This window comes from Mycobacterium sp. NGS16, assembly GCF_059813225.1.
Window position 1 is genome coordinate 92,343 of the sequence record NZ_JCALEE010000012.1, and the last position, 18,516, is coordinate 110,858.

The following is an 18,516-nucleotide window of genomic DNA, read 5'->3' on the forward strand; positions in this document are numbered from 1 at the left end:
GAGGCGGTGACACATCAGCAACGCAGGGGGCAGGATCTGCTGTTCGATTCCTTGACCACCAAGGGCACCGCGTTCAGCCATGACGAGCGCTGCGAATACGGCTTGCTGGGCCTGCTGCCCGTCGCGGTGAAAACCATTGCCGAGCAAGCCGCTCACACCTACACCGAGTTCTCCACCCGCCGCGATGACCTGGACAAGCACATCTATCTGCGGGCGTTGCAGGACCGCAACGAGACGTTGTTCTACCGGCTGTTGAGTGAACACATCGAGGAGATGTTGCCGATCGTTTACACGCCGACGGTCGGTGAGGCCTGCCGACAGTTCAGCGAGATCTACCGGCGGCCGCGCGGGCTGTTTGTGTCGTATCCGGACCGGCAACGCTTGCGGGAGGTACTGCGTAATCGGCGTGAGCAGCAGGTGGACGTCATCGTTGTCACCGACGGGCAGCGCATTCTGGGCTTGGGCGACCAGGGTATCGGCGGCATGGGCATTCCGATCGGGAAGCTCTCGCTGTATACCCTGATCGGCGGGATCGCCCCGGCCCGCACCTTGCCGATCGTCCTCGACGTTGGAACCGACAACGTCGAGTTGCTCGCCGATCCGCAGTACCTGGGGTGGCGCCATCGGCGGATCAGTGACGAGGAGTATTACGCGTTCGTTGACGAGTTCGTCACCGTGGTGCAAGAGGAACTGCCTGACGTACTGCTGCAGTGGGAGGATTTCGCCACCGCCCATGCGCTGCCGTTGTTGGAGCGGTACCGCGGCCGGTTGCTGACGTTCAACGACGACATCCAGGGCACCGCGGCTGTCACCCTCGGCGCGTTGCACGGCGCCGTCCGGGTCGCGGGGCGCCCGCTGGCGCAGCAGCAGGTGGTGATGTTCGGCGCCGGTTCAGCCGGCATCGGCGTGCTGGAGATGATCCGCCAACAGATGGTGGCCGAAGGACTCACCGAAACCGAAGCAGCCGAACGGCTTTGGGCGATCGATGCAGACGGGCTGTTGACCGACGACCGGACCGACCTGTCGGACAGCCAGCGCCGCTTCGCTCAACCCGCATCCCGGGTAAGGGGCCGGGGACTGGCCGATGTGGTGCGCCACGTCGATGTCGGCATCCTGCTGGGCCTGTCGACGGCGGCGGGCGCCTTCACCGAGGACATCGTTCGCCACCTGGCGGCCAAGACCGATCGTCCGATCATCTTCCCGTTGTCCAACCCCACCAGCCGGGCCGAAGCGCACCCCGCCGAACTCGACGCATGGACCGAAAGGCGGGCGCTGATCGCCACCGGTTCACCGTTCGCCCCACTGCACCGCGGCGGGCGGACCCGCCACATCGCGCAGTGCAACAACGTCTACATCTTCCCGGCCATCGGGTTGGCGGTGACCGCCGCCCGCGCGACCCGCGTCACCGACGCCATGATGCGGGCCGCGGCCACCACCCTCGGCGATGCCTCCCCGGCGCTGTCCGATGCCGACCAGCCGCTGTTGCCGGCGTTTCAGGAGCTGCCGGAGATCACCACTCGCATCGCGACCGCGGTGGCGGTTCAGGCGGTGCGCGACGGGGTCGCGCCGGAGGCCTCCGAGGAGCAGCTGGCGGCCGCGATCCAGCGCTCACGCTGGACCCCGGAGTATGCGACGCGCTAGCTGACCTGGTCACCGTCCTGCGATATCCGAGGTCAATTCACTACAGTTCTCCTGGTGGACCGAGGGAAGCTCGCCAGGCGCTGCGGTCGCGGCCTCGCCATCGTGGCGTCGCTGGCGGTCTCCGCCGCCCTCATCCAGGCGCAGAGCACCCACGTCCCGGCGCCGGCCCCCAGCCAGACGTCCGACGCGGCGGCGCCGCCCGCACCGCCGCCCGCGGCCGGCGGGATACGCATCGCCGACCCCGCCGAGGCGGCCGCGCTGGCCGCCAACGTGCCGATGCCGACCGAAGGCCAACAGTTCGCCTTCCCGCTGCCGCCCGGGGTGGCGCCGGAGAACGGACTGCAGGTCAAGACCATTTGGGCGGCCCGCACCATCGGGGTGCTGTTTCAGGAGATCAAGACCATCTACGGATACCGCCAGGATCCCCTGCACTGGCATCCCGACGGGCTGGCCATCGACGTGATGATCCCCGATTACCACAGCGAGGCCGGCATCCTGCTCGGCGATCAGATCGCCGGCTACGCCCTGGCCAACGCCAAGCGCTGGGGTGTCAACCATGTGATCTGGCGGCAGAAGATCTACCCCGGCGTCGGCGGCGGCACCTGGACGTCCGATTACGGCAACGAGACCGCCAACCACTACGACCACGTGCACATCGCCACCAACGGCGGCGGCTACCCGACCGGTCACGAGACCTACTTCGTCACGTCGATGACCCCGGCGCCGCCAGACTGAGTCGGTCGTCGGCGGCGGGCTGTCACGAAGTTCGACCATGGGGTGTTGTGCCCGGCTCTGAGCGACAGCTGCCGCGGCGGGCTGGCATCTGGCCGGGGTTGTCGCGGGCCTCCCCACCGCCTCCGTCCACGCGCGTGGCGCTGAGCGCCATCACGTCGAACGTGTGTTCTAATAGGTGCCCAGGCCCGCCCCGCTCGTCGCGGGCGCCGATGAAAGGAGTTCGCCGCAACATGACTGCTGGCCTTTCCACCATGGAAGTCCCTACCGCCGCCCCCGCCGGTCTCCCCGAGGCCCAGGTCGCCGATGACGCCCCGCCGCAAAGCCCGCCGGCGCCCGACGCTGAACCTGTCATCCAGGAGACGACAGCTCCGGCCAAGAAGAAGACGGCCGGCAAGAAGGCCAAGACGTTCGAGTTGACTCTGACCGTGACCGGCAGCGCCGACGGCGAATGGCGCGCCGAGATCAAGCAGGGCAGCTCCTATCTGGTTCGCAACGTCGCGGTCGCGGCCGCCGCCGTGTCGCGTGCCGCCAAGGAACTGCACGAGGAGCTGTTCACGCCGATCGAGGCGTTGATGAACGAGGCCCGCGCGCAACAGGCCGCCCGGGTCGCCGTTCTCGAAGCCGAGCTCGAAGCAGCGCGCAAAGCCCTCGCGGACTTGGACTGAGGACTAGGTCACCCCACCGCGAAACGCCGCGGTGTAGGCATCGGCGAGGCTGGTCACGTACTGGTCGGTCAGCTGCTCATCATGCTGGCGTTTGATCCAGGACGGGTGCTCGGTGAACAACAACGCCGGGCCTGGGCGATCGGCTGGCCCGAGGCCGAGCGGCTGACACGGGCGCTGCAGTTTCTGCGCCTGCCGGCCGTACAACCGCTCCAGCGCCACCTTGGCGTCTTGACCCAGCCCGATGACCACCCGCGGCTGCACGATCTTCAGCTCCAGGCTCAGATAGGGGCTGCAATTGCTGACCCAACTGTTCAGTGATTCGCGGTTCTGCGGTGGGTGGCAGTGGACGACGTTGGTGATGAACACATCCCGCTTGGCGATCCCGGCCTGCTTGAAGCTCTCGTCGAGCAGGGCCCCGGAGCCGCCGGTGAACGGGATCTGCGATTCCATGCACAGCTTGCCGCACAGGCTCTGGCCGACCAGTGCCACCGGCGAGTCCACCGCCCCGTAGCCCGGGGCGGATTCCGTCTCGCCGGCGACGTTCAACCCCGGGCAGAGCCGGCATGCCTTGATGGTGGCGGCCAGCACGGCCATGTGCTCGCGTCGGTCGTCAACGGTGGGAGTGGTCACGCGGGCAGCCTATGGTGCAGGACCGACAGCTCGGGCGCATTCGGGTCGCACCATGGAGATCCGGTTTAGTGTGGCTCCATGGGGACGATCTCGCCGAAAACGCATCTGCCGGGTACGCAGCACCTGGCCGCGTTCCTCGTCTCCCTTGTCGTGGTCATCATCGTCGCGGCCCTGGGAGGAATCGCCTCCGCCGACGCCGCAGCCGAGTACGGAAAGCTCGCCCAGCCCGGCTGGGCACCTCCGAGCTATCTCTTCGGGCCGGTATGGAGTGGCCTCTACCTGCTCATGGCCGTGGCGGCGTGGCTGGTCTGGCGGGAGGGCCCGCGGTGGACGAACCCCGCGATCATCGCCTACGGCCTCCAGCTGGCCCTGAACCTGCTGTGGTCACCGCTGTTCTTCGGGCTCGGCTGGCGTGGCCTTGCCCTCGTCGACATCGTGCTGCTGGACGTCGCCGTGGCAGCCACCCTTGCGTTGTTCTGGAAGGTTCACCGCACCGCAGCGGTCATGTTGCTGCCGTACTTCGCGTGGATCCTGTTCGCTACCGCACTGAACTACTCGGTGTGGTCGCTGAACAGCTGAAGCCGCGTCGGCGGGCGTCGGCCGCCGGTTCAGTCCACGGTCGGGCAGTAGAAGTGCGGGCTGTTGCGGTACTCGACCGGCGGCAGGTTGCGCGCCGGGGTCTGCACCAGAGGCGCATCGACCGGAAGCCGTCCCGAGGCGCGATCCAGCGCCGAACGCTTGCGGGGATGCATCAACGCCCGCTTGGGGCCGTACTTGGAGACAAACGTGATCACCTTGCACAGATACCCGTGCCACCGCTCCTGGCGCGCAGACCAGGTGTAGCCCATGAGTTCACGCACCGGCGGGTCATACAGGGCCACCGTCATGAACGTCAGGAAGCGCTGCATGACCTTTAGATTGAGCGCCCAGAGCCAGTCTGGAATCCATTCCAGTGAAGGGTGTTTGGGCATGGTCGACAGGTCCATGACCTCACGGGCCGCCCAGGTGTTCTCCAAGACGTTGCGGCACATGTGATCCCAGTACGCCTGGAAGTCTTCCCAGGTCTTGGGCACGGGGCGCATGCTCATGCCGTACATGCGGTACCACGTGATGTGCTCGTCGAAGAGTTGACGCTTGTCGGCCTCGCTCAGTCCGCCGGCGAATTTCTCGGCGGCCAACAGGGTGGACTTGAAGAACGTGGCGTGCGCCCAGTAGAAGACGTCGGGGTTCAGCGCGCTGTAGCGGCGCCCCTGTTCGTCGACGCCGTTGAGCCCGATGTGGTAATCGCGGACTTCCGCGCCGGTCTGCGGCGCGCGGTAGCCGTCGAACACCACCCCACCGATCGGGTAGATCGACCGCATCAGCCGCGGGATGCGCTCCATGAAGAAGATCGAGTGATCTTTGACCGCGGCGCCCAGCTGCGGGTGCATGTTCTGCATCGAGCCCGCCCAAGTGCCCTGAAACAGGCCCGTCCATTGACCGAAGTATTTCCAGGTCAGCGAGTCGGGGCCAAGCGGAACCGGTGGCGCGTCGTAGCCCCCGGAGCTCACCGGACAGCCCGAAGCCATCTCCGCGTCGCTGGCCGCCGGGCAGCTATCCGACATCTCTTGAGTCACGCGCGCCCACTCCCAGTCACCGTTGTGCGTTTCGGACAACATGCGTTGTCAATATGGGGTCAGCTTAGGAGCAGTCGGGGTGGGGCGTCAACGGCGGGGCGCGCGGTGCACGGGCCTCCCGCCCTACGGCATCCACCACGGACTGCTCGGCACCAACGGCAACGGAGCCAACGGCGCCGAAGGCGTCATCGACAACGGGTCACCGCTCCCGCCGCCGGCACCGCCCGGCGGTTGCGGCCGCGCCGTCCAGCCATGACATCAGCCTTGTCGAGCGTCGCCTAGTCTGCTTATATAACGCTACTTACCGTAGTGTAATTGCATTGGAAGGCACGTGATGAATCGCGCTGCACCGCAGGTCGCCCACCATTCGAGCGCGGGGAACGCCGACGTTCAATTGAACGAACTGGGCTACTACGCGGTGACCAGGCACCCCGCCGACGCTCGCGTGGTCCTGCCCGAAGCCCGGGCGGCGGAGGCGCTCGGCCTGGGCTCCTGTCACATCGGTGAACGCTTCACCGTTAAAGACCCGGCGGTTCTCAGTGGCGCCGTAGCGGGCTGCAGCTCCAGTTTGGGTATCGCCCCGTCGACCAATCACCACACCCGGCACCCCACCGTGACCGCGACCGTGGGATCGACCATGCACGCGCTGACCGAGGGCCGCTTCGCCATGGCGTTCGGCCGCGGCATGGCCGGGTATTGGCCGGCGATCGGGCTGCCGGTGGTGACCGCGGCGCGGCTGCGTGACTTCTTCGGGATCCTGCGCCGGCTCTGGGCGGGCGAGATGATCCTCAACCACGACGGCCCGGCCGGGAAGTGGCCGATGCTGCGCCACGCGAACGGCTTGGCGGACGGCCCACCGATCGGCCTGGTGGGCGTCGGGCCCAAAACGATGGAACTCGCCGGTGAGATCGCCGATTTCGTCGTACTCCACACCTTCTTCTCCGACGAGGCGACAACGGCATCGGTCGCAGCCGTGCGGCGCGGAGCCGAACGCGCGGGCCGCGATCCGGACAGCATCCGAATCTGGGCTTGCCTGGCGACGGTCTGCGATTCGTTGTCGCCGGACGATCAACTGCGCCGCGGAGTCGGCCGACTCGCGACCTACTTGCAGGCCTATCCCGACGTGCTGGTCTCCGCCAACGGCTGGGATCGCGTCGCGTGGGAACAGATCCGCCAGTCCGAACTGTTTACCGACGCGGCCACCGCCGGGCCCATCGATGCCAGTGCCTCGTTTGAGACGTTGCAGCGGCTCGCCGACCTCATTCCCGCCGAATGGTTGACCTCGGTGGCATCAGGATCGGCTCGGGACTGCGCGAGCGCCATTGCCCGGCAGCTCCAGCTCGGCGTGCACTCGGTCATCATGCATGGGGCGAGTCCGCAGGAGCTCGAGCCCGTCGTAGATGCCTACCGGGCCAACCGACCTACGCTACGCAGAGCTGTCGCGGCGAACCCGGGATTATTCGCCTGAGGCTTCGCGGGCTCGACGAGGGGTACGGCACCGACCACTCTGCCGATGCTGCAGCCGCTTTCACCGAGGCGCTATAGGTAGTGCCCCACGGCTGGCTCGGCCCGATACCTACCGCTGCCGACTTCAGCCAGCAGCGCAGCAGTGGAGATCTCGTTGCCGTCCGCAGTGGAAAGTACTGCCCGCCGCACGATCTCGCGCAAATCACTGCCGCTTGTCATTTCCGGCAACCGCGCTGCCACGGCGGCGGTATCCACACCGCCCCCGCCGGGCAGGCCAGCGAGCAGCGCGGCGAGGATGCCGCCCGCAGCGGCACGATCGGGATAGGTCACCTCGACGATCGCGTCGAAGCGGCCGGTGCGGATCGCGGCAGCATCGAGCATCTGCGCATCATTGGTCGATGCGAGAGTCAGGATGCGGGCATCCGCGTTGGTGTCCATGGCCATGAGCAGCTCAGATAGGCCACCGGAGTCGCCGCCGCGGCGGTCCCGGCACCACAAGTCCACATCTTCGAGGATCAGTAGCACCGAGCCGCCAATATGCTGCGCTTCTTCCACGACCGCGCTCAACAGTGCGGCGCCGGCGCGAGCCTCCGCGTAGATGACCGTGAAAGCTCCGACGAGCTCGTTGGCGATCACCGCCGAAACCGCTGACTTCCCCGCTGCCAAGTTCCAACGGTTCTGTGCCGCGTTCCGGTCGACGCGAGCGGCCCCTGCGGCATGCGACGAGCGGGCGGCCGATCAGTGTGCGACCAGGCCACCGTCAGCCAGCAGCACCTGACCGGTGATGAAACTGCCGGCATCCGAGGTCAACAGCAATGCCGGCCCCACCATCTCGTCGGCGCCGGCAAGGCGTCGCATCAGCGCTGCGTTCTCCATACCCGCGATGAACTCGGGCGGGTTGTTGCGCACCATCCGGGTATCGACCGCCCCGGGTGCCAGCGCGTTGACACGGATTCCGCGGTCGGCATAGGCGGCAGCCATCGACCTGGTGAATGAGACCAGGGCGGCCTTGGCCGCCGAATAGATCGAGATGTTCGGCGAGAACATGAAGGCTCCCGCAGACGCCACGTTGAGCACCGCGGCGTGTGTGCTGCGCTCCAGGTACGGCAACGCCTGCTGCACCAGAAACACCGGGCCGCGCAGGTTGACCGCCATCGACTTGTCGAACGCTGCGGCGGTCATTGCGCCGAGTTCTTGAGCCAGCGGGTTGGCGGCGTTGTTGACGACGATATCGATGCCACTGAAGCGAGCGGCCGTGGTCTCCACCAGGTTGGCGACACTGTCCAAATCGCCCAGGTGGGTGGCGACCCCGATAGCGGTGCCGCCCATCGCGGCCAGGCGATGAGCCGCCCGCTCGCACGCATCGGCGTCGCGGCTGGCGACCACGACGCTCGCACCCGCCAACACGTAGCCCTCGGCGATGGCCAACCCGATGCCCCGGGTGCCACCGGTGACGATCGCGACGCGGCCGGTCAGGTCGAACAGGCGGCGAAAAGCGCTGTCATCCATCGAGCGTGTTCCTTAATGTGCGGGCCGTAACTTCATCGGCGGTCGTTTCGACGTCAGAACCGCCACAGGTACTGCGGGCATTGTCCGGTGACGACGGAGCGAATGTAGACGCGTGCATCGGCGCTGGTGGCATCCGGGCCGAGTACCTGGCGTACGGTCACGGAGTTTTCGAGCCCCGCGGGCGTGTTCCCGGCGGCGAGTAGGCGGCAGATCGCGTCGCCGGCCGGATCGGCGTGCGCGGTCGGGCCGACGATGAACGCCGAGGCCGCAAGCACGGCGAGGGTCAATCGCTTCACCGCCGCACCGTACCGCCGCCGACTGACAGCCGGGTGGGTTCACCCTGGCCGGTTGCGTCAGATTCGCACTCGGTCGCATGCTGGACCAGCCGGTGGGGTCTGAGAGTAGAGCCGATCACCGCCGCCCGGTCGATGTCGCTGCAACCACCTCAAAACGCAGAAAACGCGGCTCCGTACCTTCGAAACCGCCGCTGAACTGCTAAAACTCTGTCGGGCTGACAGGATTTGAACCTGACAGCGGCCCTTGGCGAGCAAACCTCTAACCAGCGTACTATGTCGTCTACCAGCATCATCGCCTGAGATCATGATGGCTCAGTTTGTGTCATGCTGAGTCACAGATAGGGCACGACAAGGGCAGTCCCCAGCACGCTTCTGGTCAATGCGGTGCGTGCAGCGACCAACCCGTCTAGATCGATGGCCGCGTCCATCAGGGTGATTGCGTGGTCTATGTCGTGTGTTGTCATGAGCCAGCACGCTACGCCTGGCGCTGGCAGGTGAAAAGTGCCGAGGCAGTGCATATTTCAGACATTGCGTGTGTAATGCACACAGCCTGTGTGGATTTAAAACAGAGTGTGCGGCAGCCTGGCATTAGCGTACCGGGTTGGTGCGGTGTCAGCCCTTCGGCCTAGCTGTGCCCTTTTTGGCCGCACTCTTACGCGGCGTCCGCCTGCGCAACATGGACACATTGACTTCCATGGGCGGCAGGTCTGTCTCCGTAAACGGTTGTAGCCCTTGAGCTACGCGGCCCTTATTCGCCATGTACATCAGTTGGCGGCGTGGCGGGAAATAGTATTGGCCCACGACCGAGTGCGCCCGCGTAATGCGGGGCATCGCTATGTGCAGCCATCCCAACATCAAGGCCAGCGGTGCATCAGCCCCCATGCCGATCCATCCCGGCACCGGCACGCCGCCGCTCAACTGGAACGCCGCGCCTCGGCCAGATTTCTGATTCAATGCGACCCCCTTGCCTAGGATGCAAACAGCATCAAGCGGGTGCTGGGGTGAATCGTTAGCAAGGCCCTTGCCGTCAGGCACCGGCACCAACGGCACGTCTAGCAGCTTGTTCAGCAAGGTGTCCATCGTCATTCGGGATTCATGTGCGATTACGAAAAATGGTGGCAACGCGGCAGTTTCGACGGTGTATTCGGAAAAGTTGGTGATCCGATCATTTGCGCCGATCATCTGACGCAGCCGCTTGTATCTCGTTGCTTTGTCGATGCAGTCCTGCAGTTCGCCTGAGGTTAGATTCGACTTGACCTCGCCGACCGCCGACACGCCCTCGATGGCGTATTCGCCTGACTCTTCCGACGGGAAAGTAAAAGGCTGCTCACCATTGGCGATGATGATGTCGGTCTGCCCGGTCTCGTCGCCGTAAGAGTCGTAGACGATGCCTTGCCCGATGTTCAGGTTCGACGGAAGGCGGTCACGGAGAACCTTGCGCGTGGCAACCTCGACCTTGCTGCCTTTGATGCCAGCATGATCGGCTTCGTCACGCGCTCGTTCTAAGGCGGTTGAAAGCTCTTTATCCATCGCCCCTAGAACGCGTTGGAACCGTGTGCTGATGGAGAAGGGCTGACCGGGCATACATACAACGCTAGAAAGCAGCCCGACAACGCGGTGCATTTTTGCCCGGCGTGTCGCGCCGTAGACCAGCGATCCGCATGTCGATATTCCCTTCCAATGGCGACGCCAGGGTAGGACGAGCCGCACCCTCAGGTGGCCGCCGAGCAACGTTCGGCTGCTGGCCGGTGCGATGGGATGGCCTATGCCCGATCTCAGTGTTTGATGCCTGGCGACATCTTCACTGAATAGCCTCGACCAACTCCTCGAGGTTTGTGAAGACTGTCTCCTGCCTCCCGATCGTTCGCTGGGCTTCGCGGAGTTGTGTTCCAGTGTGCAACTCCGCGCACACGTAATCGGCATACGCCGCCGCACTCGAAAGGTGGAGCATGTCGAGTAAATCGTTACTGCTCCACTTGGTTCGATGATCTATGAATCGGCGTACGAACAGTTCGGATAACAACCCGACCATCGGCGAAGATGAAAGTAACTCGTTCAATTCGCTGTCGCTAAACATCGGGAAGTCTGTAGCGCGCGTCAATCGTTGGTAAGCAGCCAAATAGAAGCCGATGTTCTCGTTCCAATAACGTCGCCTAGCGAGCCGACGACGCTGGTGCTTCGAAACCGTCTCCGCGTGCATCCGGGCCGTAATACGCAGGTGATGGTCGACCCACTTTGAAAGCTGATGCTTCGGAGCATGCTCGGGATCAATCAGTGAATCCAGAACGACACACGGCATCGTCAACATTGCCAGGAACTTATCTGCGTCAGGCATCTCGTCGCTGATACCTAGCGTTGTATCACTTCCGAAGAGCGCGCCAGGCTCGGTCGAAACGGGATGCACAGTGGGCGCACCCTCCAACAGCCCGAGATGACCCCTAATCGTCAGTTCAGCCTCGTGCTTCCAGATGTCAAGTGGATGCCGAATTTGCCACCCACCCGCTAGCCTGGCCATGGTCAGGCCCACCTCGTAGCGTCGCTCGCCGAAGAGGCCCCCCGTTTCCAACATGTGCCCCATGGACAACGGAAGAACGATGCGGCCATCACTGGCAAGGTAGATGAGTTCTTCGGCTGCGCGCCGTTCAGCGCCGTCCTTCACTCGGGTTGGATCATGCAGCACGTCAGAGACGGTTCGCCAGCGATTCTGATCAAGGTAGATCGAGGGTCGGCCATTGAATGGTGGCTGAGAGGTCGGATTGAACCCTTCGGTGATGATCAGGTCCCCCTTGGTGGTCATCGACAAAACCCACCATCTCTCCCAGTCGAAGGTGGAACTGGCGATCTGGGAGCCCATGGTCCTGAACCTAGATTCCAGTCCCTCTTCAACGATTCGACCATCCTGACAAACAATTCGGATGGTCTCGTTCTGGAAATCGACGTGCCAGTACTTGTACAAGTCAGCCGAGATAACCAGCGGTTCGTCCACCTGGTCAGGCTACTCAAGAAGTCACGACGCCCCATTCAGGGCAAGCTTTCGGAGGGGCCTAGGTTGTCAGCAAAACGTGAAACTCACGCGTCAGGACAGCGATGGGCGCCAGCAACGCCTAACGGCAAGGGCACGGCACCCGAAGCGACCCACAAAACATGCTCTGGCCTGATAAAACTCTGTCGGGCTGACAGGATTTGAACCTGCGACCACTTGACCCCCAGTCAAGTGCGCTACCAAACTGCGCCACAGCCCGCCACCGCCGAGCAAGCCCGGCAGCAGGTCGAAAGCCTACCGCAAGCCGCCGGGCGCGCCGAACCCGCGTGGACCGCGTCGGCCGCCCGAAGAGAAACGCGTAGGCTCGCCACCCGAGCCTGCCTCCCCCTCCGGCAGCGCCACAACACCAGGAACCGCGACTGATGCAGATCCCCTTTGTCGAAGCCCTGCTCGGCATGGTCGATCGCCGCCCGGAACCGATGCACATCCCCGGGACCACCGAGGACGCCGTCACCGACGACGTCGTCGATGCCGTGGACATCGGCGATGCCATGCTGTTGCTGCAGAAGATGGAGAACCGGCTGGTCCGGCACGCCTTGCGCCATCCGGACGCCTTGAGCAGTGAACAGCTGCGCCGGCTTCGTTACCTGCTCAATTTCGCCCGGCTCGACGACTTCGAGCCCGGCGCGGCGGGACCGGGCGGCACCCGCGGACGCGGAGACGTCTCCGTCGGCGCCGAGCTGGCCTCCTGGCGCACCAAGGTGGCCGACACGCTCTACGGCCCGCTGCGCGAGGAACGCGACCCGGTGATCGCGCTGACCGCGGCCCGCGACGCGCTGGGCGGCCTCGCCGCCGGCCAGGACGAGCAGCGCCGCCAGCTGGTCGAGCACCACGGCAATGACTTCTCCTCAGCCGAGCTGGACGCCGAGGTGGGCCACAAGAAGTTGGTCACCGTGCTCGGCGGTGGCGGCGGCGCGGGCTTCGTCTACATCGGCGGCATGAATGCGCTGTTGGAGGCCGGGCCGGTCCCCGACTACCTGATCGGATCGTCGTTCGGCTCGGTGCTGGGCTCGGTGGTCAGCCGGGCGCTGCCGGTACCCATCGAGGAATACGTCGCGTGGGCCAAGACGGTGTCCTATCGGGCCATCTTGGGGCCCGAGCGGCGCCGCCGCCGGCACGGCCTGACCGGGGTGTTCTCGCTGAAGTTTGACCAGTTCGCCGACGCCATGTTCCGCCGCGAGGACGGCGAGCCGATGCGGATGTCGGATCTGGCCATTCCGTTCGATGCGGTGGTGGCCGGGGTACGCCGGCAGCCGTTTGCGCACCTGCCGGCGCGGTATCGCAATCAACGGCTCGCCGCGCTGCAGCTGCGGTCCTTTCCGTACCTGTCGATCGGCTTCGGCGCGCAGGTGGCGACGCGAATGTGGCAGACCGCGGCGTTCATCGACCCGCGGGTGGTCACCCCACTCATCATCGGTGGCGACGATCCGGACTGCGACGTCAACGTCGTCGATGCGGCGTCGTTCTCCTCGGCGATCCCCGGGGTGCTGCACCATGAGACCAAGGACCCGGCGATGCAGCCGCTGTTCGACGCGCTGCTGGCCGACAACGACGTCGGTGCCCTGGTCGACGGGGGCGCGGCCAGCAATGTGCCGCTGGAGCTCGCCTGGAAACGCGTCCGCGACGGCCGGCTGGGCACCCGCAACGCCTGCTACCTCGCCTTCGACTGCTTCCATCCGCAGTGGGACCCCAAGCATCTGTGGCTGGTGCCGATCGCCCAGGCGATCCAGCTGCAGATGGTGCGCAATGCCCCCTACGCCGACCATCTGGTCCGGTTCTCCCCCACGCTGTCGCCGGTGAACCTGGCGCCCTCGGCCGCCACCATCGAACGGGCCTGCCAATGGGGCCGCAAGAGCGTCGAACGTGCGATTCCGGTGGTCTCGGCGCTGCTGGAACCCATCTGGTGGGACGGCGAAAAGCCGGCGGCGGCGCCCGCCGAGCCCCCCGCTTCGGTGCACTCGCACGCCGCGCCGATGAGTACGGTCATGTCCGCGTTCCGGACACCACGGAGCCGCTGGGAACGGTGGCGCAACCGCGACGCGATCTGACCCGCTCAGACCGCGATCAGCCGGTAGAGCCCGATCAGGCCGACCACGACGATCACCGCCCGCAGCGCGTTCGGCGACAGGCGGCGCCCGTAGTGCCCGCCCAGAAATCCGCCGATCAAAGAGCCGATCGCGATCAATCCCGCTGCCACCCAACTGATCCGGTCGAACGCCGTCACGATATACGCGCCCGCGGCGACGACATTGACGATCAGCACCAGCAGGTTCTTCGCGGCGTTCATCCGCTGCATGGACTCGGGCAGCAGCACTCCCATGACACCGATCAGCAGGATGCCTTGGGCCGCAGCGAAGTAGCCGCCGTACACGCCGACGGCGAAGGTCCCGATCACCAACGCCGCCAAGCGGCCACCGCTGAGCTGCTCGACCGAGCGGCCGGCGGCGGCCGCGCGGCGCTGCGCCAGCAACTGAATCCGCGGGCCGATCACCACCAGTGCCAGGGCACCGACCAACAACGCGGGGACGATTCGGTTGAACACGCGCTCGGGCAGATGCAACAGCAGGTAAGCCCCGAGCATGGCACCGAGCAGCGAACCCGGGATCTGCCAGCGCAACCTGTCCCACTGGCCGCCCAGTTCGCGGCGGTAGGCCCAGGTGCTGGAGATGCCGCCGGCCACCAGCCCGACCGAATTGGAGATGGTCGCGGTCAGCGGCGGAAACCCCAGCGTCACCAGCGTCGGGAACGTGATCAGGGTGCCCGAGCCGACGAGGGCGTTGATCGCTCCAGCGCCCACCCCGGCCAGGATGATCAACACCATCTGCGAGACCGGCACCTGCTGCACCCTACGCTGATCGTGCAGACGACTAGGACCAGCCGGGTTGAAAGGTGATGCGATGATCGGCACAACCGGAAAGCTGGCCGTCGGTGCTGCCTGCGGGTTGGTATTGGCCGGCGGGGCCGCGCCGACGGCCCAGGCCGACCCGGAGGTGCCGTCGGGCCAGTACGCCTTCAGCGCCCAGCACGGCCCGTCGCAGCGGTCAGCGACGTGGACCTTCACCCCGTGCGGGCCGACCTGCACCACCGTCGACGGGGAACGCTGGCTGCAGAACGCCGAATTTCATCTCAACGGTGGCCGCTGGGAGTACACCGGCCGGGGCAGCATGGACTGCCCGGTGGACCACACCCCGCTGCCCGTGTCGAAAACGGTCAGCTTCGACGCGGTGACTCTCACCGGCCAATGGACCACCGCCACGCTGGAGCAGTGTGGCCGAGGGCCGGCCGGCGGCGTGGTCGGGCAGTGGGATTTCCAGCTGACCAAGACCGGGTAACCCGAGGGGTTCACCGAGAACGCTTGGCGCCCCGCTTCTCCCGCACCCGCACATTGATCCGGATCGGGCTGCCCTCGAACCCGAACGTCTCCCGCAGCCGTCGTTCCAAAAACCGGCGGTACCCGGCCTCCAGAAATCCGGTAGAGAACAACACGAACGTCGGCGGACGCGACGCCGCCTGGGTGGCGAACAGGATGCGCGGCATCCGGCCGCCGCGGGCCGGCGGCGGTGTCGCGGCGACCACTTCCTTGAGCCAGGTGTTCAGCTGACCGGTCGATATCCGGGTGTCCCACGACGCCAGCGCGGTCTCCAGCGCGGGCACCAACTTCTGTACCGCGCGACCAGTTTTGGCCGAGATGTTGACCCGCGGCGCCCACGCCAGCCGGGCCATCTCCCGGTCGATCTCCTTGTCCAGCAGGTAACGCCGGTCCTCGTCGACCAAATCCCACTTGTTGTAGGCCAGCACCACCGCCCGGCCCGCGTCGATCACCATCGACAACACCCGCTGATCCTGCTCGGTCAGCGGCTGGGAGGCATCCACCAAGACGATCACCACCTCGGCGGCGTCGATCGCGCCGTGGGTGCGCACCGAGGCGTAGAACTCGTGGCCGCTGGCCTGCCCGACCTTGCGCCGCAGCCCGGCGGTGTCGACGAAACGCCAGATCTTGCCGTCCATCTCGATCAGTGAGTCGACCGGGTCGACGGTGGTTCCGGCGACGTCGTGCACCACCGAACGTTCATCGCCGGCCAGCCGGTTCAACAGCGAACTCTTGCCGACATTGGGCTTGCCGACCAGCGCCACCCGTCTGGGACCCCCTCCGCCACCGGCGGTTTCGGCGACCTCGGGCAGCTTGGCGATCACCTCGTCGAGCAGGTCGGCGACGCCACGCCCGTGCAGCGCGCTGACCGCATACGGCTCGCCCAGCCCCAGCGACCACAGCGCCGCTGCGTCGGCTTCGCCGCGTTCACCGTCAACCTTGTTGGCGGCCAGAAACACCGGCTTGCCGGAGCGGCGCAGAATCTTCGCGGCGGCCTCGTCGCCGGCGGTGGCGCCGACCACCGAATCGACCACCAGGATCACCGCATCGGCGGTGCGCATCGCCACCGACGCCTGCTCGGCCACCAACTGCTGCAAGCCTTTGGCGTCGGGTTCCCAGCCACCGGTGTCCTGCACCACGAAGCGCCGCCCGGTCCACAGCGCGTCGTAGGAGACCCGGTCGCGGGTCACCCCGGGCAGATCCTGCACCACCGCCTCGCGCCGGCCCAGAATACGGTTGACCAGAGTCGACTTGCCGACATTCGGCCGGCCCACCACGGCCACCACCGGCGGCGGCCCGGAGTCCTCGACGACTTCGTCGAAGCCGCCGTCTTCACCGATCTCCCAGTCAGTTTCGTCGACCCAGGTGCCGTCGGATTCACTCATCGGATCGCCCCGCAGCGCTGCTCGACCAATTCCCGCAGGTGGTCGACCACCTGCGCCTGTGTCATCTCCCCGGTGTCCACGATCACCGCATCGTCGGCGGGCCGCAGCGGCGACACCGCCCGGGTCGAATCCAGTTCGTCACGGCGCAGCACGTCGGCCAGCACCGCCGCATAGTCATCGCCCAGCCCGGCCGCCACGTTCTGGTCGTTGCGCCGCCGGGCGCGCGTCTCGGCAGAGGCGGTGAGGAAGATCTTCACGTCGGCGTCGGGCAGCACCACGGTGCCGATGTCACGGCCTTCGACCACCACCCCGCCGGCCTCGCCGGCCAGCTGCCGCTGAATGGCGACCAGCCGGGAGCGCACCGCCGGAATCGCCGACACGCCCGATACCGCCCGGGTCACCTCGTCACCGCGGATCTCACGCGAAACATCTTCTCCGCCAAGGTATGCACGGTCACCGTCCGGGTGGGAATCCACGGCGACCTCGACGCCTTCGGCGACCCGGGCAATGCCGTCGGCGTCATCCAGTGCGACACCAGATCGCAGCACCGCCAGCGTGACGACGCGGTACATCGCACCGGTGTCCAGATAGCGTTCCCCCAGGGCGCGCGCCAATCCGCGTGCCACCGTGGACTTTCCGGTTCCGGCTGGCCCGTCGATGGCCACCACGACGCCGCTATCCGTGCTCACAGTCCGACCGCCTTGTACAGTTCGCCGATCTCCTTGCGGCCCAATTTCCGGATGGTGCCGGGCCGCTGCCCGCCCAGCGCAACCGCGCCGATATCGGTGCGCACCAGCTCCTGCACCGGAAACCCGACCGCCGCCAGCATCCGGCGCACGATGCGCTTGCGTCCCTCATGCAGGGTCACCCGCACCAGCGTCTTGCCGGGCACGGCGTCGACCACCGCGAAGTCGTCGACCTTGGCCGGTCCGTCGTCGAGTTCCACGCCCTCGCGCAGCTTCTTGCCGAGACCGCGGGGCACCGTCCCGAGCACGGTGGCCACATAGGTTTTGGGCACCTGATAAGACGGGTGCATCAGCCGGTGCGCCAGCTCGCCATCGTTGGTCAACAGCATCAGACCCTCGGTGTCAGCGTCGAGGCGTCCAACGTGAAACAGCTTGGAATCGCCGCGAACCCGGTGCTCGACGTAGTCGCCGATGCAGGGCCGGCCGCGGTCGTCCGACATCGTCGAATGCACGCCGCGCGGTTTGTTCAGCGCCAGGTACACCCGGGTGTCATCGACGGTCACCCGAGCCCCGTCGACCCGGATCACCGCGGCACCGGGGTCCACTCGGGTGCCCAGCTCGGTGATCACCTGCCCGTCCACCTCGACCCGACCGTCGAGAATCATCCGCTCGGCGACGCGACGCGAGGCAACTCCGGCCTGCGACAACACTTTCTGCAGGCGCACGCCCTCTTCATCAGGCCAGGCCATCAGTCGTGGTCCACATCGAAAGTCAGCGGCTGATCAGCCGCCGGCGCACCGCCGAGTTTCATGAAACGCGGTTCGCTGTCCAGGGATTCGCTCAGATCATCGATCACGTCGACATCGGGCAGCAGCGGGGCGATGTCCGGCAGGTCCGATAACGATGACAGGCCCAGCCGCTCCAAGAACAGCTCCGTGGTCGCGAACGTCACCGCGCCGCTGTCGGCGTCGGTGCCGGCTTCGGTGATCAGACCACGGGCCAGCAGGGTACGCATCACCGCGTCGACGTTGACGCCGCGCACCGCACTGACCCGGGCGCGGGTCACCGGTTGCCGGTAGGCGACCACGGCCAGCGTCTCCAACGCGGCGCGGGTCAGTTTGGAGCGCGCACCGTCGAGCAGCAGGCGCTCCACATACGGGGCGAACCGGGCGCGGGTGTACAGGCGCCAGCCGCCGCCGGCCTCGCGCAGGTCGATGCCGCTGTCGCGTTCGGCGAATTCGTCGGCCATCGCGCGCAGCTTGGCCGCGATCCGATACACCGGCTGGTCGGTGGCGGCCGCCAACGCCTCGACGGTCGCCGGGGTGTCCACCACCAGCAGCAGCGCCTCGAGCACCGCGCCCAGCTCGGAGTCCTCGAGCTCGGGCGCGACAGCGACATCGATTCCCAGATTGGAGCCGTCGGCGGCAGCCGCGGAATCCTCCGACACCTCGGGCATGTGGTCAGTCATCAATT

21 protein-coding genes and 1 tRNA gene are annotated in these 18,516 nt (G+C 66.3%); 8 read left to right on the forward strand and 14 right to left on the reverse strand.

Annotation, left to right across the window (positions count from 1 at the left end):
- Positions 1–6 precede the first annotated feature (6 nt).
- The 3 genes from AC5Y4Q_RS20235 (at position 7) to AC5Y4Q_RS20245 (ending at position 3,041) form a co-directional block, all read left to right on the forward strand.
- Positions 7–1,641 carry an NAD-dependent malic enzyme gene (locus tag AC5Y4Q_RS20235; RefSeq protein WP_082952475.1) on the forward strand — a complete coding sequence of 545 codons (1,635 nt, stop codon included), beginning with the start codon at positions 7–9 and terminating at the stop codon, positions 1,639–1,641.
- 54 nt (positions 1,642–1,695) lie between these two features.
- Positions 1,696–2,376, forward strand: a complete 681-nt coding sequence (locus AC5Y4Q_RS20240) for a VldE C-terminal domain-containing protein (protein WP_064920327.1) — start codon at positions 1,696–1,698, stop codon at positions 2,374–2,376.
- 251 nt (positions 2,377–2,627) lie between these two features.
- A complete protein-coding gene (locus AC5Y4Q_RS20245) occupies positions 2,628–3,041 on the forward strand; it encodes a DUF6319 family protein (protein WP_221740355.1) in 414 nt (137 codons plus the stop codon).
- A gap of 3 nt (positions 3,042–3,044) precedes the next feature.
- On the opposite strand, the gene AC5Y4Q_RS20250 is transcribed toward AC5Y4Q_RS20245, so the two are convergent.
- Entirely contained in the window at positions 3,045–3,671 is a 627-nt protein-coding gene (locus AC5Y4Q_RS20250; protein WP_235663981.1) for a uracil-DNA glycosylase, read from the reverse strand.
- Between the two features lie 78 nt (positions 3,672–3,749).
- Here AC5Y4Q_RS20250 and AC5Y4Q_RS20255 point away from each other — a divergent pair, with 78 nt between their 5' ends.
- Positions 3,750–4,250: a TspO/MBR family protein gene (locus tag AC5Y4Q_RS20255; RefSeq protein WP_125225755.1), complete on the forward strand. Its 501-nt coding sequence runs from the start codon at positions 3,750–3,752 to the stop codon at positions 4,248–4,250.
- 29 nt (positions 4,251–4,279) lie between these two features.
- On the opposite strand, the gene AC5Y4Q_RS20260 is transcribed toward AC5Y4Q_RS20255, so the two are convergent.
- Positions 4,280–5,275: an oxygenase MpaB family protein gene (locus AC5Y4Q_RS20260; protein WP_185746709.1), complete on the reverse strand. Its 996-nt coding sequence runs from the start codon at positions 5,273–5,275 to the stop codon at positions 4,280–4,282.
- Between the two features lie 91 nt (positions 5,276–5,366).
- Here AC5Y4Q_RS20260 and AC5Y4Q_RS20265 point away from each other — a divergent pair, with 91 nt between their 5' ends.
- The gene (locus AC5Y4Q_RS20265) at positions 5,367–5,543 is read left to right on the forward strand and encodes a hypothetical protein (protein WP_165604350.1); all 177 of its coding nucleotides are present in this window, start codon (positions 5,367–5,369) and stop codon (positions 5,541–5,543) included.
- Positions 5,544–5,621: 78 nt separating this feature from the next.
- The gene (locus AC5Y4Q_RS20270; RefSeq protein WP_125225754.1) at positions 5,622–6,755 is read left to right on the forward strand and encodes a TIGR03857 family LLM class F420-dependent oxidoreductase; all 1,134 of its coding nucleotides are present in this window, start codon (positions 5,622–5,624) and stop codon (positions 6,753–6,755) included.
- Between the two features lie 71 nt (positions 6,756–6,826).
- On the opposite strand, the gene AC5Y4Q_RS20275 is transcribed toward AC5Y4Q_RS20270, so the two are convergent.
- The 7 genes from AC5Y4Q_RS20275 to AC5Y4Q_RS20305 all read right to left on the reverse strand — a co-directional run bounded on the left by AC5Y4Q_RS20275 (position 6,827) and on the right by AC5Y4Q_RS20305 (position 11,801).
- A complete protein-coding gene (locus AC5Y4Q_RS20275; protein WP_125225753.1) occupies positions 6,827–7,420 on the reverse strand; it encodes an AAA family ATPase in 594 nt (197 codons plus the stop codon).
- Between the two features lie 72 nt (positions 7,421–7,492).
- Positions 7,493–8,263: an SDR family NAD(P)-dependent oxidoreductase gene (locus AC5Y4Q_RS20280; RefSeq protein ID WP_064920323.1), complete on the reverse strand. Its 771-nt coding sequence runs from the start codon at positions 8,261–8,263 to the stop codon at positions 7,493–7,495.
- A 53-nt stretch (positions 8,264–8,316) separates the two neighbouring features.
- Complete coding sequence (locus tag AC5Y4Q_RS20285) at positions 8,317–8,559, reverse strand: DUF732 domain-containing protein (protein WP_064920322.1); 243 nt, start codon at positions 8,557–8,559, stop codon at positions 8,317–8,319.
- A gap of 332 nt (positions 8,560–8,891) precedes the next feature.
- Positions 8,892–9,023 (reverse strand): hypothetical protein, encoded by a 132-nt coding sequence (locus AC5Y4Q_RS20290; protein WP_499960110.1) that lies wholly within the window; start codon positions 9,021–9,023, stop codon positions 8,892–8,894.
- Positions 9,024–9,171: 148 nt separating this feature from the next.
- Positions 9,172–10,143: a DUF6602 domain-containing protein gene (locus AC5Y4Q_RS20295; protein WP_499960111.1), complete on the reverse strand. Its 972-nt coding sequence runs from the start codon at positions 10,141–10,143 to the stop codon at positions 9,172–9,174.
- Positions 10,144–10,360: 217 nt separating this feature from the next.
- A complete protein-coding gene (locus AC5Y4Q_RS20300) occupies positions 10,361–11,545 on the reverse strand; it encodes a hypothetical protein (RefSeq protein ID WP_499960112.1) in 1,185 nt (394 codons plus the stop codon).
- A 182-nt stretch (positions 11,546–11,727) separates the two neighbouring features.
- Positions 11,728–11,801: transfer RNA gene (locus AC5Y4Q_RS20305), tRNA-Pro, on the reverse strand.
- A 163-nt stretch (positions 11,802–11,964) separates the two neighbouring features.
- On the opposite strand from AC5Y4Q_RS20305, the gene AC5Y4Q_RS20310 reads away from it, so the two are divergent.
- Positions 11,965–13,650, forward strand: coding sequence for a patatin-like phospholipase family protein (locus AC5Y4Q_RS20310; RefSeq protein WP_064920320.1), 1,686 nt, complete (start codon positions 11,965–11,967; stop codon positions 13,648–13,650).
- 5 nt (positions 13,651–13,655) lie between these two features.
- Here AC5Y4Q_RS20310 and AC5Y4Q_RS20315 read toward each other — a convergent pair whose 3' ends face one another.
- Positions 13,656–14,438 (reverse strand): sulfite exporter TauE/SafE family protein, encoded by a 783-nt coding sequence (locus tag AC5Y4Q_RS20315; protein WP_234786485.1) that lies wholly within the window; start codon positions 14,436–14,438, stop codon positions 13,656–13,658.
- 61 nt (positions 14,439–14,499) lie between these two features.
- Here AC5Y4Q_RS20315 and AC5Y4Q_RS20320 point away from each other — a divergent pair, with 61 nt between their 5' ends.
- Positions 14,500–14,934, forward strand: a complete 435-nt coding sequence (locus AC5Y4Q_RS20320; RefSeq protein ID WP_064920319.1) for a hypothetical protein — start codon at positions 14,500–14,502, stop codon at positions 14,932–14,934.
- 10 nt (positions 14,935–14,944) lie between these two features.
- Here the strand turns inward: AC5Y4Q_RS20320 and der are convergent, their stop codons facing one another.
- Genes der through scpB form a run of 4 tightly spaced genes read right to left on the reverse strand, consistent with a single transcriptional unit; the run spans position 14,945 to position 18,511 of the window.
- Positions 14,945–16,357 (reverse strand): ribosome biogenesis GTPase Der, encoded by a 1,413-nt coding sequence (der, locus tag AC5Y4Q_RS20325; protein ID WP_064920318.1) that lies wholly within the window; start codon positions 16,355–16,357, stop codon positions 14,945–14,947.
- Positions 16,354–17,046, reverse strand: a complete 693-nt coding sequence (gene cmk / locus AC5Y4Q_RS20330; RefSeq protein ID WP_064920316.1) for a (d)CMP kinase — start codon at positions 17,044–17,046, stop codon at positions 16,354–16,356. The genes der and cmk overlap by 4 nt, the downstream gene beginning before the upstream one ends.
- A complete protein-coding gene (locus tag AC5Y4Q_RS20335; protein WP_064920315.1) occupies positions 17,043–17,792 on the reverse strand; it encodes a pseudouridine synthase in 750 nt (249 codons plus the stop codon). The genes cmk and AC5Y4Q_RS20335 overlap by 4 nt, the downstream gene beginning before the upstream one ends.
- A complete protein-coding gene (gene scpB / locus AC5Y4Q_RS20340) occupies positions 17,792–18,511 on the reverse strand; it encodes an SMC-Scp complex subunit ScpB (RefSeq protein ID WP_064920343.1) in 720 nt (239 codons plus the stop codon). Before scpB ends, AC5Y4Q_RS20335 begins: the two co-directional genes overlap by 1 nt.
- Between the last annotated feature and the right edge of the window lie 5 nt (positions 18,512–18,516).

Coding starts and splice junctions, on each gene's coding strand:
- AC5Y4Q_RS20245 (WP_221740355.1), top strand. CDS start 2,628: ATGGAAGTCCCTACCGCCGCCCCCGCCGGTCTCCCCGAGGCCCAGGTC.
- AC5Y4Q_RS20255 (WP_125225755.1), top strand. CDS start 3,750: ATGGGGACGATCTCGCCGAAAACGCATCTGCCGGGTACGCAGCACCTG.
- AC5Y4Q_RS20260 (WP_185746709.1), bottom strand. CDS start 5,275: ATGTCGGATAGCTGCCCGGCGGCCAGCGACGCGGAGATGGCTTCGGGC.
- AC5Y4Q_RS20270 (WP_125225754.1), top strand. CDS start 5,622: ATGAATCGCGCTGCACCGCAGGTCGCCCACCATTCGAGCGCGGGGAAC.
- AC5Y4Q_RS20280 (WP_064920323.1), bottom strand. CDS start 8,263: ATGGATGACAGCGCTTTTCGCCGCCTGTTCGACCTGACCGGCCGCGTC.
- AC5Y4Q_RS20290 (WP_499960110.1), bottom strand. CDS start 9,023: ATGACAACACACGACATAGACCACGCAATCACCCTGATGGACGCGGCC.
- AC5Y4Q_RS20295 (WP_499960111.1), bottom strand. CDS start 10,143: ATGCCCGGTCAGCCCTTCTCCATCAGCACACGGTTCCAACGCGTTCTA.
- AC5Y4Q_RS20310 (WP_064920320.1), top strand. CDS start 11,965: ATGCAGATCCCCTTTGTCGAAGCCCTGCTCGGCATGGTCGATCGCCGC.
- AC5Y4Q_RS20320 (WP_064920319.1), top strand. CDS start 14,500: ATGATCGGCACAACCGGAAAGCTGGCCGTCGGTGCTGCCTGCGGGTTG.
- der (WP_064920318.1), bottom strand. CDS start 16,357: ATGAGTGAATCCGACGGCACCTGGGTCGACGAAACTGACTGGGAGATC.
- AC5Y4Q_RS20335 (WP_064920315.1), bottom strand. CDS start 17,792: ATGGCCTGGCCTGATGAAGAGGGCGTGCGCCTGCAGAAAGTGTTGTCG.
- scpB (WP_064920343.1), bottom strand. CDS start 18,511: ATGACTGACCACATGCCCGAGGTGTCGGAGGATTCCGCGGCTGCCGCC.